General features: G+C 47.1%; 11 protein-coding genes and 1 other RNA gene. 4 read left to right on the forward strand and 8 right to left on the reverse strand.

All coding sequences use genetic code 11. The annotated features are described in order from the left end of the window. Positions 1-118 precede the first annotated feature (118 nt). Positions 119-319 (forward strand): hypothetical protein, encoded by a 201-nt coding sequence (locus D3P09_RS13085; RefSeq protein ID WP_133305002.1) that lies wholly within the window; start codon positions 119-121, stop codon positions 317-319. Positions 320-689: 370 nt separating this feature from the next. Then, the gene (locus D3P09_RS28485; RefSeq protein ID WP_424452406.1) at positions 690-923 is read left to right on the forward strand and encodes a dihydrofolate reductase family protein; all 234 of its coding nucleotides are present in this window, start codon (positions 690-692) and stop codon (positions 921-923) included. A gap of 281 nt (positions 924-1204) precedes the next feature. Here the strand turns inward: D3P09_RS28485 and D3P09_RS28490 are convergent, their stop codons facing one another. The 3 genes from D3P09_RS28490 to D3P09_RS13105 all read right to left on the reverse strand — a co-directional run bounded on the left by D3P09_RS28490 (position 1205) and on the right by D3P09_RS13105 (position 11003). Further along, entirely contained in the window at positions 1205-4027 is a 2823-nt protein-coding gene (locus D3P09_RS28490; RefSeq protein ID WP_120110429.1) for an S-layer homology domain-containing protein, read from the reverse strand. Between the two features lie 322 nt (positions 4028-4349). After that, the gene (locus D3P09_RS13100) at positions 4350-7235 is read right to left on the reverse strand and encodes an S-layer homology domain-containing protein (protein WP_165867421.1); all 2886 of its coding nucleotides are present in this window, start codon (positions 7233-7235) and stop codon (positions 4350-4352) included. A 222-nt stretch (positions 7236-7457) separates the two neighbouring features. Beyond that, positions 7458-11003, reverse strand: coding sequence for an S-layer homology domain-containing protein (locus tag D3P09_RS13105; RefSeq protein WP_165867422.1), 3546 nt, complete (start codon positions 11001-11003; stop codon positions 7458-7460). A 561-nt stretch (positions 11004-11564) separates the two neighbouring features. On the opposite strand from D3P09_RS13105, the gene D3P09_RS13110 reads away from it, so the two are divergent. Beyond that, the gene (locus D3P09_RS13110; protein WP_120110436.1) at positions 11565-12371 is read left to right on the forward strand and encodes an AraC family transcriptional regulator; all 807 of its coding nucleotides are present in this window, start codon (positions 11565-11567) and stop codon (positions 12369-12371) included. 78 nt (positions 12372-12449) lie between these two features. Continuing rightward, entirely contained in the window at positions 12450-13421 is a 972-nt protein-coding gene (locus D3P09_RS13115) for a proline dehydrogenase family protein (protein ID WP_120110438.1), read from the forward strand. A 313-nt stretch (positions 13422-13734) separates the two neighbouring features. Here D3P09_RS13115 and D3P09_RS13120 read toward each other — a convergent pair whose 3' ends face one another. From D3P09_RS13120 to D3P09_RS13140, 5 genes are all read right to left on the reverse strand, one after another. Then, a complete protein-coding gene (locus D3P09_RS13120; RefSeq protein WP_120110440.1) occupies positions 13735-14694 on the reverse strand; it encodes a DUF4179 domain-containing protein in 960 nt (319 codons plus the stop codon). Further along, positions 14681-15229, reverse strand: a complete 549-nt coding sequence (locus tag D3P09_RS13125; RefSeq protein ID WP_120110442.1) for an RNA polymerase sigma factor — start codon at positions 15227-15229, stop codon at positions 14681-14683. Before D3P09_RS13125 ends, D3P09_RS13120 begins: the two co-directional genes overlap by 14 nt. Positions 15230-15567: 338 nt before the next feature. Further along, positions 15568-15933, reverse strand: a transfer-messenger RNA (tmRNA) gene (gene ssrA / locus D3P09_RS13130). A 251-nt stretch (positions 15934-16184) separates the two neighbouring features. Then, positions 16185-16667, reverse strand: coding sequence for an SsrA-binding protein SmpB (smpB, locus tag D3P09_RS13135; protein WP_119803876.1), 483 nt, complete (start codon positions 16665-16667; stop codon positions 16185-16187). Positions 16668-16886: 219 nt separating this feature from the next. Continuing rightward, complete coding sequence (locus tag D3P09_RS13140; RefSeq protein WP_012772186.1) at positions 16887-17087, reverse strand: cold-shock protein; 201 nt, start codon at positions 17085-17087, stop codon at positions 16887-16889. Positions 17088-17177: the final 90 nt, after the last annotated feature.

Raw genomic sequence — 17177 nt, forward strand, 5'->3', positions numbered from 1 at the left:
AAAATCTATTCTAGAGGATGTACATCCATTTGATTCAAAGGCCTTCTCTTCTCAATAAGTAGATATAACTGCTGCCATATTAGAAGAAAGCGCCTTATTGTCCTCCGCGATGACAGTTATGGCAATTATGGCAGTTATGGCAGTTATGACAGTTGTGGCAGTGGTGGCAGTTATGGCAGTTGTTGCAATTGAAGCAATTGAAGCAATTAATACAGCTGAAGAAGCAATTAATACAACTGAAGAAGCACAGACGAGCTGGTTGCTCGTTTTGCACGTTCCAAGGGGTCACCTCACTGGCCTTAATTGGGGAAACACTTAGATTCGATAAATCATTTTGGAAATTATTCATACTCTTACCTCCATTTTTTGTATTGCTGGCAGCGTAACCTCGCACTGGAAGAAGAACAGAACCAACCGCCCCAATGAGATCCGCCAATTCATAATGACAACATATGAATGGAACTCCGCGCTTGTTACTGATTAAAATGCCTATATTTTGCTTTTTTCGCAAATTCAAGTTCGAAACATCTACAGCATGTCTGCATTTTTTGACACAACAAAACCCAGTCCTCATAAGGACTGGGTTTTCATGGTGGAGGCGAGGGATATCGTCCCCCCCACTATATACAACTTTCTTTAGGACAAGTTGCAAGGATTGAAGATTTTCCGGTAGGGAGCAAATTAAGGACCTGAAAATAGGTGACGGTGGCGACATTGTTATTTTCGGTAGTCCAACGCTCGTGCGATCACTTGCAAACGCGAATCTCATTGACGAATATCAGATAGTCATGCACCCGGTTGTGGTCAACGTAGGTGAGCATTTGTTTGACAATCTTAATGAGCAGAAGGAATTCCATCTCGTGGACGTCAAAACACTTAAGGTTGGTTCCCTCTTGGTAACCTACAGACCCGCTAAAGCTTAGCTCAACCCGGCAGATTATTACTGTCAACACAAACAGTTACCCAGTTAATAATGTGCAATGGACCGTCAACCTATACAATAATTGATTCAACACAGTAGTTCCATATACGTCCCAAAAATGAAAAGACAGTTAAGCTTGAACGCCTAACTGTCTTTTCATTAGTTGAACCAATGTGTTACTGCAAATCCACCAAGTAAGTATATCGTGTTCGTTTTAGTAAGGTTGGTGGAGGCGAACCGTGGCTGTGCAAAGCCACAATTCGCCGGATTGCACTGCCTTTTTTAATCAATAAGCCAAGACTCTCTTAATAATCTCTGAACCATAACCGCAGCTTCCGCCCGCATGATGAATGCTTTTGGTGCAAGCGTATGAATGTCTCGCCCTGTGATAATGCCGGCTCTAAGATTATCCGCAATGCTGCTCCGTGCCCATTCTCCAGCCTCATTAGCGTCGTCGAACGATGCCAGAAGCTGTTCCTCTACCTGTACAGGAAGTTTGTCGCTCAGCCTTGTCAGTTTCATTGCATTGGAGAGGATCTTCATCGCTTGCTCCCGTGTCAGCTTATCATCTGGACGAAATGCAGCATCCTCAAATCCAGATATAAGACCGTACTCGTATGCGATTTGGATCACATCACTGTACCAAGCGGAGGGTTGTACATCAGAATAAGGCGAGAATGGCTCTCCCTTCATCTTCAGACCTAAACCATTTACAAGAATCGCGGCGAACTCGGCACGAGTGATATCGTCCTCTGGATGGAACAGCCCCATGCTGTCTCCCCGTACAATGAGTCTCGCTCCCAACTCATTCACTGCAGATTTTGCCCAATGGGCCTGCACATCCTTAAACGTAAGCGAATGAGAGATTAAGACATAGGTATCATTGGTTAAGCTGCTTGCCACTGCGTATCGTTTGCCGTCTGCCGTCGACATCTTCGTCGGCATATGCCTGATCGCTCCATCCTTTCCCAGCGCAATGGCTGTCGTCACTTGGCCTGGCGTTATGTCATCCGGCAGCTTGATCATTTTCTGCGCAAAACGATCTGTCGTCAGCTCCCATTGGTCGTCTCCGTTGTAAGCCATCAAAGTAAAACGTACCGGTTCTGCCAGGAGGGTCATGCCATTATCCCTTGCTGCTTTCTTAGCAACATTCAGCAAGGTCTCCCCCGCTTCTCCTACGCCCATGCGCACTAGCCATTCCTGCAACTCCGTAATCGGCTTGCCTGCTCGATGTTGATGAAGATCAATGGATTGGAGGGGCACTCGATAGATGCCTGTAGGAGATTGCAGCTCCAGCACAATTTGCTTTTCGTGTAAGTATTCAAGCTGTATTCCACTTAGCTCGATGTAGATCTCTGCATCCAGCTGGCCGCTAACCCCAACCTCTAGCACAGCTCCTGGATCGGCATTCTTAAGCTGCTCCGCTAGCTTGGCCTGATTCAGTACGATCGCAAGCTCATTGCGGCCTTCTCGTGTCGACCGGGTTGCCGATACTGTTCCTGCTGCAGCCTCTTTCCCATTCAACCGTATGTCCACTTCTGCAACCGGCAGCTCTGGATTGCTCGGACCTGGTGCCGGTGTTGGCGGCATAGGCCTAATGCTGCCGGAAGCTGTCGACTCTACACTGCTGCCTGCGGCGTTGATCGCTTTCACTGTAAACGTGTATGCTGTCCCGTTCGTCAGGCCCGTAGCAACGATTGGACTGCTAGCTCCGATTATGCTCTGCCCTCCCGGATATACGGTGACCTCATAATCCGTTATGGGACTGCCTCCATCAAACACCGGTGCGTCGAAGGTGATTGTCGCTTGACGATTGCTTGGCACAGCCACAACGTTCGTTGGCGCTCCCGGCACTGTAAACGGAGTTGCACTTACGATATTGGAGGAAGGACTTTCACCTTGGACATTCTCTCCCTTAACCGTAAAATAGTAAGTCGTCCCATTGGCCAACCCCGCAGCCGTATAATCGTAGACTGAACCGCCCACCGTGCCTACTTCTGTTCCATTCATAGAAGCGCTCAAGCTTTGATAAATTTTATAGCCGGAGGCATTATCTACAGGATCCCAAGTCAAGCTAACTTGCCCATCCCCAGCTATAGCAAGCTGCAAGTGAGGCGCTTCGGGTATGGGTACAGGCCATTTGCCCATATAGTCTCCATTCGAATCAAACTTTTGGATGCGCGGGCTATTGGCTTCCGTTACATAGACATGACCACTGCTATCTTTTGCTATACTGTTAGGAAAATTAAACTGACCATTTCCAGTACCGATGCTCCCCCATTGACTAATATAGGTCCCAGTCAAATCGAATTTTTGGACTCGATTATTTTGAGCATCAGGAATATAAACATAGCCGTTATTGTCTATCGCAATATCAAAAGGATACCGGAATTGACCATTTCCAGTACCGAAGCTCCCCCATTGACTAATATAAGTGCCATCCGCATCGAATTTTTGGATGCGATGGTTTTCGCTTTCAGTTACATAAACATTCCCATCCTGAGCAATCGCAAGACCATATGGCCGATTAAATTGCCCATCTCCATTGCCATTGCTCCCCCACTTACCCAGAAACTGACCGTTCAAATCAAACTTTTGGACTCTATGGTTATCCCGATCCGTAACATAGATTATATTTGCGTTGCGGTCAATTTCAAGATTTGCCGGATTTCTAAACTCCCCATCATTGGCGCCGAGCACTCCCCACTTCGTGAGATAATTGCCTTCCGAATCGAATTTTTGGATGCGGTGATTCTCCCTATCTACTATATAGACATTATCGTTGTTATCAAATGCGATTCCACTTGGATAATTAAACTGACCATCGCCGCTTCCTGTTTCCCCCCACTCGGCAAGAATGCCTCCGTTACTGTCCAATTTAACAATCCGGTTGTTGCCGTAATCTGCAACATATATATTACCTCTGTTGTCTATCTCTATAGCGACGGGGCGATCAAGCAAAGCTTGTTGAGGTTGAATAAACGGAATAACCCCGCTTCCTCCATCAGCCCATGCCACTGGGTATGTACTGACCCATAACACAGCAATGAGAACTATGCTTGATACCTTCCTCATGAAGCCATTCCATTTTAGCATCCGTGTCATTCTTTACGCTCCCCCAATAATCGAACCGTCATCTCGTAATTCGTTCACTTTCTCTCCGCTCGAAAAAAATGCTGGGACCGTGCACCGGCATCGTCTATCCCATAAGCCCCAGTATAGTGGATTTGGGATAAAAATGAGTCATACGAAAGTTGTATAAACACAGATCGACTAATATTAAAAACCCCTGGCAATTGGTCAGGGGGATCATTATATTGCCCAAGCAGCTTTGATCATAAAAAAAGAAGGCTGCCCCAATAGTCATTAATCATGACTTATGGGACACCCTCATCGCGGTGCAGCCATTAATTATGCTTCGTTTGAATCAAATAAGATTTGATTGTTCCAATAACCGCCGAATGATTGTAGCCACTTCGGCCCGCGTAATATAGCTCTGCGGAGCAAGGCGATTATCCTTGTGTCCGGTCACCAGCTTCGCTTCGACAGCGATGGCCATCGCCTCCCTCGCCCACTCCGACACTTCCTGGGTATCCGTGAAGGAGTCGAGCCGCTGCATAGCGTCTGAAGAAAGGGAATGCTTCTGCTTCAGTCCGGTAAGCTCCATCGCGTTCATCAAAATAACGACCGCCTGTTCGCGAGTCAGTTCCTGCGATGGACGGAACGTGCCGTCCTCGAAACCGCCGACCAGATGATAGGACTTCGCCGACTCGATCGCACCGCTGAACCATGCCGAAGCGCTTACGTCCGAGTAGGAGCTGACGGCTTCATTCGTAGACTTAAACCCTAGAGCGCTCACGATGATCGCGGTAAATTCGGCGCGTGAAACCGCCAAGTCCGGCTTGATTTGGTTATTTTCAATGCCGCTAATGATTAAGCGCGATCCCATCTCGTTAACCGCATCCTTCGCCCAATGACGGGCTGCGTCAGCGAACGAGACCGGATGCCAGACAACGGCATAGGTGCTATTCGTCAAGCTGTTGATGATGGCTCTATGTTTGCCGTTTTCCGCAATGATTTTCGTCGGAACATGGCGCACCGTTCCATCAGGATCGATCGCTACTCCCGTCGTAATCCGGTATGCATCCGTGCCGCCAGGCAGAACGATGGATCTTTCTACATAAGAGGAGAATGATTCGATCTCGGCGCTGCGATCGCCATAGCTGACCTCTACCGTAAATTCAAGCGGTTCGCCGACCAGCGTCAGGCCCTCTTTCGCAATGGCGTCTTGAACGGCCTTTTCTTGATCCTCGGAAGTCTTGGCGATCTTCAGCCGTACCTTGATCTCCTCTGTCGGAACATTGGAGCCAAGTCGTTCGGACAAGGCTGCAAGATCAATATGAGAAGCCGGCAGCGAATACGTTCCGCTCGGGGTCTGCAGTTCGATAACCATATCTTTGTGCTGCAACGCCTTCACCGTGCTTGCTTTAAGCTCCATCATAACGGAATCCGACAGCACTGCGACCGGAACGGTCAGCGTGCCTCCCGCTTTTTCTTCATTTAACTCACTTTCCAGCTTAGCCTCATCTATGGAGACAACTGTCGTTTTTCTCCCGTTTTCCGTCTTCGTATCCGCTTTGGCTAAGCTCTCTCCCCTGCCATTGATCAGCAGGCTCAGGCTCTGCTCAGATGGCTCGGATGGCGTAGGCACACCCCCTCCGCCTCCTTGGGAATTTGGCGACCATTTGGCATACAGCATCGTGTTGGCAACGACCTTATCCGAGGTAAACGTCCATCTTTCCGTCAGCTCTTCGTTCTTGTACCAGCCATTGAAGGAATAGCCCGAGCGGGTCGGTCTCTGCGGCTCCGCGATCAAGCTATTGTAATCCGCCGTAACGCTCGGCACCGCGCTGCCGCCGTTCGAATGGAAAGACACCGGATAACGGTTCACTACCCACTTGGCATACAGCGTACGGTGCATGGATTCGATCGGAAGCGAATCGCCCGCCATATAGATGGTTCCAAGATTGGCTTCATCCGTCGTCCAGCCTCCGAAGGTGTGCTCCGTCTTCACCAAATTTCCAGTGTTGCCGAGTACCGTCGCCTCTTGCCCCGTCTCGTAAGCGGTCGTATCCACAGGAACGTCGCCCTGTGTCGCGCCATTGGCTTCGTAGAGAACCTGGTAGGTCGGAACTCCAATCGGTCCCGTCCACGCGCTCTTCACCGGAGTCCCGGCCCCCGCTCCCGTAATGGCAATTGGGGTCACTTCGAAACGAATATATTTGTCTTTATCTCCCGATTGGAGAACATATGTCTTCGCGTCGGCTCCCGCAATAGGCTGCTCTCCCGCCCCGGCTGCGTTATTTGCCCGATACCACTGGTACGTCGACACGCCTTCCTCATCGAACTCTGCATCCAAGTAGCTGTAATTGCCATGCAGCGTCTCCCCAATTTGCGGTGTGCCTATTACGTTCACGTTACCGGCAGATGGAGGCTGATTCTCAGTGATGGTGATATAGCCTATTTGCGAATCCACTCCGGATAACTGCTCGCCAAATTCGTCTGAAAACGTGTAGATGTATGCTGGAAGCCCTTGCTGACCCGACGGAGTATCGCCATTGATTTTGAACTTCATCTTGAACAGCTCTCTGTTCGTCAGAAGCACAGAGGAGTCGTTATTGTTCCATTCCACGACTAGAACATCATCTTCTTCTTCATCTTCGTAATAGATCATTCCTTCCTCGGCCGCCGTCACATCCACGACCTCGAGAACGGAAGAATCGTACGGAATCTTTATCTTATATGCGCTGATCGGCTCGGTGGAGTTGGTGGATACCGGAACCTCCACGTAACCTCCCGCACTTCCGCTCGTATGACCCACGGACACTTGCTTCTTAACGGTGATCACGCCGTCCTCCGTATCATAATCCGTTGTGAAAGCTACATTTTCGCGGGTTGTCCCTTTTTTCACCCACATATTGTCTAGATCAAAGTACATCGGATAATCACCCGAAGGAGCGTCTTCCGCAATTCGAATAGACATCTGGACCCGAGTGCCATCGTCCTCCCATTGTCCCCAATACGCCTCCGTGATAGGCACAGATGAATCTACATAAGGTGTGTATTCGTAAAAGAGATTGTCGGCTGGTAAATCTACGGTCAAAGTAACGTGGATCGATTGCCCCGGTCTTCCTTCAATGCTCCATAGTTTGAACTTGATTTTACCCGGGGCCGCCGCGGCGACGGAGCTGAACGATAAAACAAGGCTCAATGCCATAATGATAGACAAACTTTTCCTTAACAGCTTGTTCAAGTTATAATCCTCCCCTATCATTCTTTCAATTGCTTGAATGAGAGGATTATAAACCATGTTTATCAACAAATAGTAAACAAGGGAATGGAAACAAAAAAAGGGGGGCATGTATTAAGCTTCAGCACAAAAACCCGGCCTCAAGCGGTCGGGTTTGTTAATGAGGTTATTGGGTCGGGCGTATGTTTTCGAGGAGCTGCCTTCAGACTATATAGTTCCTATTGATTAAATAAATTCCGCTTTTTGAAGAAATCGCTGAATGATTGCTGCAGTTTCGGCTCTTGTAATATTTTGCAGAGGATGCAGTTCGCCTTTGTATCCGCCGATAATGCCGCTTTCAATGGTTAACGCTGCAGCTTGATGAGCCCAAGAGGCCAATTGCTCGCTATCTGCGAAATGGTTGACCAGTTCTTGCTGCTTCGTATGGTCTATCTTCTTATTCAGCTTCACAAGCATCATTGCCCTAGATAGAATAACCATCGCTTCCTGTCTTGTAATCTTCTCATTAGGTTTGAAGGAAGCATCGCTATATCCATCGACCAGCCCATAAGAGTACCCGATCTGAACGGCTTGATGATACCATGCTTGCTCCGTTATATCCTTGAAATGAAACGTCTTGTTAGCTGAGCTTAAGCCTAATGCTCTGATCATAATAGCCATAAACTCTGCACGTGTAATTTCGCTATCCGGTAAAAACCGTTCCTCGTCCGCTCCATTAATGACTAGTCTTGATGCCAGGTCATTGATGCTTGATTTGGCCCAATGAGTGGATACATCATTAAAGGATTTGTCATTTTGGATTAGCCCATAGATGCTGTTGCTCATGCTGTTGAGAACAGCATAATAGCGACCGCCTTCTTGTATGATCCTAGTCGGAATATGAATGAGCGTTCCGTCTGAGGTTATCTTGACTCCCGTCATGATACGATTCAAGTTTACCCCTTCAGGTATCGCAATACGCCTCTCGATATAAGTATCGAATTGGTTCAACTCCACTTCTTTGCTGCCATAAACAAATTTTACAGAAAAGCTTAAGGGTGGAGCGACAAGTGTGACTTGTCCGTTGCCAGAGTCCTTGAACACAAATGCCGAATCAGATAGATTACTCAGTTCTAGCTTGATCTTCATATCCTTCAAAGGGATATTGGCTCCTAATTGATTGCGCCATCTATCAGCAGGGACCTGATCTAATGGAAGACTATACACTGCATTTTCCGTAACTACTTGAATGATCGCGTTGCTATTCTCAAAGCTTTGTAGAAGTGCTGCATTCAGTTCCCAATTGACAATATCTGATTTATTGCGAACCGCTATTATAATAACCGGACTATTGCCTGCTTCCTTCAACAAACCTTTGAGCTGCTCTTCTTCCAGGATGACAGTTGTTACCTTCTTCCCATCCGTTGTAGTGACGACAACTTTGGTCGCTTTTTGTGACTTATCACCTAAAATAAGTAAAACTTCTGAGGTTGATGTGCTTTCTGTGGTTTCGGAACCTCCTCCGCTGCTGCCTGGGCTACCGCTATTGTTTTTTTCAATTTTGAAGTTTATAGTCGTTTCATTCCCTGTCGCATCCGTTACGACAAGCGTGTATGTACCTTCAGCAACTATTTCAGTGCCGCTAGTAAATGGTACAGCATTCAACTTCGCTGTTCCTTCGGTGAATACGGGAGTTGCACTCCTATACACTCCGCCCTCAGATACTCCAGTAACGGTAGGCGGGGTCGTGTCGATCGCGAAGTTTATCGTCGTTTCATTCCCTGCCGCATCCATTACGACAAGCCTGTATGCACCTTCAGCAACGATTTCAGTGCCGCTAGTAAAGGCTGCAGCATTCAACTTCGCTGTTCCTTCGGTGAATTCGGGAGTTGCGCTCTTGTACACTCCGCCCTCAGCTACTCCAGTAACGGTTGGCGGGGTTGTGTCGATCGCGAAGTTTATCGTCGTTTCATTACCTGCCGCATCCGTTACGACAAGCGTGTATGCACCTTCAGCAACGATTTCAGTGCCGCTAGTAAAGGCTGCAGCATTCAACTTCGCTGTTCCTTCGGTGAATACGGGAGTTGCGCTCTTGTACACTCCGCCCTCAGCTACTCCAGTAACGATTGGCGGGGTCTTGTCGATCGTGAAGTTTACCGTAGTCACATTACCTGCCGCATCCGTTACGACCAGAGTGTACACATCATCTTGAGAAACCTGTGTACCACTAAGAAAAGCAGCTCCGTTTAAGGTCGCTGTTCCTTCGTTAAAGGTAATCATTCTGCTTGTGTTGTATATTCCGCCATTCGCTATTCCCGCCACGATAGGCGCCGTCATATCAATCATGAAGACCACCGTCGTACTATTGCCTGCTAAATCGGTGACGACCAGTATATACGTTCCATCCTGCGTGATATCTGTGCCACTGGTATAGGGGCTCCCGTTAAGCAATCCGCTGCCTTCGAGAAATAGAGGAGTAACTTTGCTGTTATATGCCTTGTTATTCACTACATTTGTAATAAGAGGAGCTATTGTATCTACAGTAATTGTATTGCTAATGGTTGAGCTGCTCGAATTTCCGACTTTATCTCTATATTGTACATATACAGTCTTAGCTCCCTCGCCAGCCGGAAGGACCCATGACCTCCCGTTAAGGTCAGCGACACTGAACCAACTAGTCTGCCAACTGCCATTAATATTGGAGAGACGCACCTGCTCAACTCCTGAGCCGCTTCCATCCGTATAGGTTCCTTTCAAAGTGACCGTGTGTGAGTTCGTCCATGCAGCACCATCATTAATGCCCAGTGTACCTGTTGGGGCTGTCTGATCCAATAGAATAGTCTGAGAAGAATTGGCTGAGATCCCGTTGTTGGAATCCCTCAACTGCATATAGATGGTCTTCGCCCCATCTCCTCCACTTAGACTGAATGTTGCTGTATTGCTGAAAGGCAACCAGGATGCCGACGATAAATTAGCAGCGCTATTCGCAAATCTCATATGGGTAACACTATCACCTGCATCAGGATCGGAGCCTGTTACGGATAGATTAACTGTGCTGGCGCTTGTCATTGCTCCCTCCGTAATCGTAAAAGAACCCGTAGGAGCGGTATTAACCGGTCCAGTCTCATAAGTAACGACTAGCTTTGGGCGGAATGCAGCATTTGAAGCTTCTAGTGAATACAATAAAAATCTCCCGCTGTCTGCATCTGCTTCATTGCCGTTAAGGGTAAAAGTTACTTTGCGATCAGAACCATCCGTAAAGGCATCGACAGCACTCTTAACGTTGAGTGTAATCGTTTGATCCTGAAGATAAGTGCCCATTGGCACTTCCGCAGTGCTTTTCGCAGTAAACTTGTCTGAGTAAGGGCTACTCGTATCTACAGAGGGGAAGGTACCATTAAAATTATGGTTCAAACTATTCGCAGCAGAGCCCCTTACCTCCATGTACAGATTGTGGTTTGGAACTCTTAATACAGTAGCAACCGTCACGACCAGCTCTGCTGATACTATGGTCCCTTCTGGAGCACCTAAATCGAAAATTACGGCCATTCTATTGCGCACATTGACGAAGCCGTCATTATTGCTCATGCCGACATAGAGATAACCATCGCCGTCATTATCATAGATTCCGTTATATTCAAGTTGACCATTTAATTGCATCGTATCGGCAGTTGCTGTATAGGTCTTTGTAACTGTGCCTCCTGCTGCTTCAGCTCTTGGTGCCGCCCTCGGTGTAATTATCGTGAATAAAATAGCAAAAGTCATTAATAGAATTAGTATTCTTGATTTCATTGTTTCTCCCCAATTCATTGTAAGGTCTTCAGAACATCATAAGTCAAATCCTATTAAGTTGTAGTCCAACTAAAGTTGTACATTGCAAAATTATCTAATCCATCCACAAACCCTTTCTGACTTAGAAGCCGTAGAATATGATTTCTCTCTATTCGTGTCTACTTGACTGGGATATGAGCATGCTTCACGGCCCGCTACGAACATCGGACTTCGAATAGTAAACAACGTTATTCGCGAGTATCTCCTATGTCAACGGTTCGTCGCTTATGAAGCTCCCGGATAAGAGGACCAGCCGGCTTTTCATAGATTGTTGGCTGGATATCATCGATCAATGATTAAATCGCATGTCGATATACGTTTATAACCCACTGAAATAGCAAAAACCCGACCTCATGCGGTCGGGTTAATGATGGTGGAGGCAAACCATGGCTGTGCAAAACCACAACTTACCCTCAGGCATACGGCATCAACGCTGATTGTTATTTGCCCTGTCTAAATGTTCTACCTAAATTGACTGTGATAAAATAGATGTGTTGATTCACATTGGAGGGTTACAGATACATGGCTGATGTAACATTTTATCGAGACGTGGCATTGCCTTTCTTGGAAGCAAAACGATGTCGTAAAAGCGACTTAGCGTATCAGAAACATTTTCATGAGGAACTCTCAATCGGATTAATAGATGAAGGTGAAACGCAGGCGTGGTGCGAAGGCTTGTTATGGCGTGTAGAATCGGGAAGAATGATCAACTTTCCGCCGCACATGCTCCATGCTTGTCAGCCTGCTGCGAATGCCAATTGGAAATACAACATGTTGTTCATTAAACCGGAATGGTTAGAACAAATTGAATTGCCTCATATCCACAGGCTTCAAATTCCTTTTCTACTAGAGGACGGGAAGAACAAAGCTTGCAGTCAGCTATTCAATCAAACTATGGAATCCCTTACCCGTAATGAATCTTCCCTGGAGATTGAAACTTCGTTAATCGAACTCGTGCACATGCTCATAATTAAGCATGATTCCGACCTTGTGCATGAACCGTATGGCGCGTTGGAGCAGAAGTACGTCAAGCGAGTTATGGAATATATTCATGCACATTTCAAGGATCGGATCACGCTTGAAAAGTTGGAGCAAGAGACCGGCGCCAGCCGTTATCATCTCATACGATTATTTAAGAAAAGCACGCATTTGCCTCCCCATGCGTATCAGAATCTGCTACGCATCAATTATGCCAAGATTGAACTGAAAAAACGACGGCCCATTGCCCAAATAGCCGTTGACACCGGCTTCTATGATCAAAGTCATTTTACGAAAGTTTTTGCCAAAATAGTAGGCGCGACACCTCAAACTTACGCGATATCCATATAGAATAGAGCAATTTTATACAATACTCTTCTGCTGTCTCGATTGTACACTGAGATGAGAGGATAAGAGGAGGACTACTATATGGTGACAAAAGATGATTTAGAAAAGCAATTTACAGAAACCATGAAATCCATTGCCCGGCGAGTAGATTTAAAGGCTTATGTCGAGCAGACGCCGTCCATCTACCATATGCTGCAACGCGCTGCGGCAAAGTATGTGACGGGCGATGATCGAGCAGCCGGTCTTCAAGCTGGGCGGATGCTGATTAATAAGGGTTATGCGGTTTCCTTAGAATACATTGGAGAAAATGCGACAGATCTCCAGTCTTGCGAAGCGGCGGCACTGGAAATGAAGCAGCTCATTCAGAATCTGAATGAGCGCGGAATAGCGGCTCGCGTATCGTTTGACCTTTCCCACATCGGACTAACGGTAGACGACGCATTGGCATTCAAACAGTTGGCAGCCTTGGCGGAACAGACCCAGCGGACTGGTATCGAATTATATATAAGTATGGAGGAATCCGCCAAGGCGGATGCGATCCTTGCGATCTATGAGCGTGCGGCAGCCATCTATCCGAATATCGGCATCACATTGCAGGCGCAGCTACACCGCACAACTCAGTACATGAATGACTTACAGGCTAGTCCTAGACGATTACGCCTTGTGAAGGGAGCATATCAAGAGCCGGAACAACTGGCTATTTCACGTTCAGACGCTCTAAATGAGCGCTATTTACATCTCTTGGAGCAATCCATCGATAAGGGGCACCGCGTATCCATAGCTACCCATGATGAGCGCATCGTAAATGAGGTGATCAATCGGGGATGGGCCCAGAAGCCGGAGGTAGAATTCGAAATGTTATATGGGATTCGGCCGGATTTGAGCAGCAAGCTCAAAAAAGCAGGCTATCCCGTTCGCATCTATCTAACCTATGGCCATGAGTGGTATTTGTATTTATGCCACAGAATCGCCGAGTATCCTCCAAATTTATATCAAGCAGTTATAGACATCACGTCTGATAAACCGGTTGATTCTGTCATAGATTATTTGTAGCGCTAATCCTAAGCCTATTTGTCGCATAAGCAAAAATCCATAACCTCAGAATCTCAATCTTAACTGCTAACGAAGGTCAACTCGTCGACGACAACCATAGCCAATGCCGCGCTCGTACGCGAAGCAGCTCTTCGAAGCATCATTCGCTCCCTCTGCGCGGACTGAACCCGGATTCGCCCCCTCTGGCTTCTCCATATATACAAAAAAAATTATTAACATGATCAGCCTACGTATTACAAGTGCGTTGAAAGTAGGTATTGCAATAAAAAAGCGAGCACTCCCTTACTCTACAAGGGAGCTCGCTTTTTAATTTTTATTTAACCGGTATCTGCACAGTTTCACCAGTTTTCTTTAGGATAAGTTGCAGGGATTGAAGATCTTCCGGTAGGGCCTCGTACTCCATTGAAAAAGCTCCGGTCGTCCACTGCCATGATTTGCCGGTCATATATACCGAATCTCCATTAGCGATCAGTTCTATTCCCTTCAGTACTGCTTGTTTCAGCTGATCATTTTCCAAATCAAGAGTGCCTTTAATTATAGTCATTGTTGGCGTTGCGGTGATCGTGCCGATGGTTATCGTTTGGTCATTTAAGGTAACATTTACGGATTGTTTGATCTTGGTAGGCAGCGCTTCATCCGGTCGGTAAGGGAATGTAACTTGTCCTACCCGTCGTTGATCACTTTCCGGCAGCTTATACCAATACGAAAGCGTTAATTTCTTGGCAAGCGGGCTAACCGCATTGAAAGCCACGTATCCTTTGGTCTCGGTAACCCCACCGGTTGGCCCAGTTGTTGCTCCACTTAGTATAAAATCGGAATCCGTTTGAAAGCCAGTAATCCCAATAGGATCAAAACCATCGTAACTCCGAAGTCCATTCGGGTTGCTCAAAGTATAGTACAAGATAAACTGATTTTCATCCGACATAAGGCCGTTGATGGTAAGCATAGTACCGTCTACAAGCTGGAACCGCTCGTTAAGAGCCTGTCCCTTCCCCTGTTTGTCTAGCTCACTAAGAGTGTTGTATACGGCTTTCTCAAAGCCGAGCAACATCTTGCCGTAATAGGCTAACACATGGTATTGGTTGCCCGCAACTAGCATAAACGCGAGGATAGCTGCCGCGATTGCCCAACTTCTTATCACATTCCATTTCGTTTTTCTTCTAGGGATTGCGGTGTTTAACGCCTTTATTAATCTTGCTTCCAGCTCTTCAGGGACAGAAAGTTCACTTAAGCGCACTCTCTCTTCCAACAACCGATCTTCAATGTTGTTCATCTGTATTCCTCCCGTATAACGCTCTCAGCTTCTGAAGCCCTTGATAAATTCTTGATTTGACCGTTCCCGTCGAAACGCGGGTCATCGCAGCAATCGAACCATAATCCAGATCATGATAATATTTGAGTTGAATGGCTTCGCGTTGGTCAGTGTTCAGATGGGTTAGTAACGCTTGCAGATCCATCTGCTCTTCCACTTGCCGGTACACGGATATTCCGGTAGAGCCGATGTGCCCATTATTCACATCTGGCTTGTCTCCTAATGGAATTACCCTATTGTTTCTTTTCAACAAGCGTTTGCATTGATTGACCAGAATGGTCTTGCTCCAGGAGTAAAAGGACTCTTCTTTCTTCAATTGGCCGATCCGCTCATAAAGCTTCACGATCATTTCCTCTAAGACATCCATGGCATCCGCTTCATTCCTCATGTAGGAATAAGCTAGCCGATAATATGCTTCTTTTTCTGCTAATATCAATTGAAGTAAGGCTTCCTTGTCCCCCTTTTGGGCTTTCTTAACTGCATTAACTACATCCATGTCTTCACCTCTATTACTAAGAGTCTCGAGCAACTCAAAAGGTTCACCTCGCTGCAAAAAAATAAAAAACGGACTTCTAATTCCCACACCAAGGTTTGAGATAATCAAAATGACCTTATGTTAGACGAAGGTGTGAAGCGTTAGGGGCTTCAACTCAAAAGGAACTAATGCAAACATCGTTATTGTTAAAGAAGATGGGAAGCGGAGAATAACGGAGTTAAAAACAGGATAAATAAAAAGAGCTATCTTATAACATCTAAGATAGCTCTTTTCATCTTTCAAGCCAGAGAGTCCGCCCTTGCATCCACTTAACGACAGAATGAAAATATTCTGTATTTAAGTGGAGGCGAGGGGATTTGAACCCCTGTCCGAAGATCACGCCACGCGGCTTTCTACGGGTGTAGCTGCAGTTTTGATGTCACCTAAGGAGGCCCCCTGCAACGCGGTACTCTTTAGGTCAGCCTGATTATCTTCTTCAGCACACCCCAGGCGGAGATGTGACAGCGTATCCCACTAAAGTTGGGCCCTCATCCCGGTACATGGGCGATACAGAGCGAGAGCACGTGAGCAGGTTATTAAGCTGCTACAGCGTAGTTTGTTTGTTGTTTGCCATTTAATTGGCTTTAGCGTTGATGAAGCAGACGACTCCCTGCTACCCGCTGGCTCGCGCTCGTCCAATCCCCGTCGAATCCATAAACGCCCCCGAATAATGGGCATAAACGCTGCTTATGCTCTTGCCGAGCATCAACGTCTAGCTTAACGGGACCTCTGGACCTAAGGCGATGCACTGGACTGCACAAGTCAAGTCATGTACATCTGAATCCGGCTGAGCTCGATTGCTCTCATACCGACTGGCAACCCACCGTTGCCGTATACCTAGTATACCACGAACATCCTGCATTTGCCCGAGATTGTTGCTGGCAGCGTTGGCCGTTCCATCCATGGGAAGAACGGGCTATCTAGCCACCTTCTGCTTCTCCCGAAGCGCGCGCTGGATATCGCGCTGCGCATCCCGCTTGGCTGCGGTATCGCGCTTGTCGTATTGCTTCTTGCCTTTGCCCAGCCCGATCAGCAGCTTGGCGTAGCCGTTGCGCACGTAGATCTTCAGCGGCACGATGGCGTAGCCTTCCTGCTTCGACAATCCCAGCAGCTTGTGAATCTGCGCCTTATGCATCAGCAGCTTCCTCGCACGCGTCGGATCTGTCGGGTTGTGAATGTTGCCCTGTTCGAATGGGCTGATATGCATGTTGTGAATGAAGATCTCGCCATTGCGAATCGTCGCGAACGCATCGCTTATATTCGCCCTGCCATTGCGCAGCGACTTAATCTCCGTCCCCATCAGGACCATGCCCGCCTCGAAGGTCTCCTCAATGAAATAGTCATGGGAGGCCTTCTTGTTCTGGGCGAGCTGCTTGCCGTCATTCTTCTTGGCGCCCATGCTAATTCACCTCGTTTCTTCTTCAAGACCAGCGTCTCTGTTGGTTCATTGTAGCAACTTTAGATGCCAAAATCAACAGCCGCAAAGGGTACTCTTTCCTTTAAACCGATCTTCACCTGTTGAATCGATATCGAACGTTTCGAAGCGCTTATGGCATCTCCCGCTTAAGCAAAAGACCGCCCGACACGTGGTCGAAGCGGTCTCTCCGAAATTAAGCTATTACAGCTTAACTACGTTTTCAGCTTGTGGTCCGCGGTTGCCTTGAACAACGTTGAACTCAACGCGTTGGCCTTCTTCAAGAGTTTTGAAGCCTTCGCCAACGATTGCGGAGAAGTGTACGAATACGTCGTTTCCGCCTTCAACTTCGATGAAGCCGAAACCTTTCTCAGCGTTGAACCATTTAACTGTACCTTGTTGCATGTGGAATTACCTCCAAAAAATTAAATTAATATGCGCCTATTTGTTCTTTAAACAAAAAATTCACACATTGAAAAGGGTTTCATGACTCTA

Origin of the sequence: Paenibacillus pinisoli (assembly GCF_003605435.1) — a bacterium.
GTDB lineage: Bacteria > Bacillota > Bacilli > Paenibacillales > Paenibacillaceae > Pristimantibacillus > Pristimantibacillus pinisoli.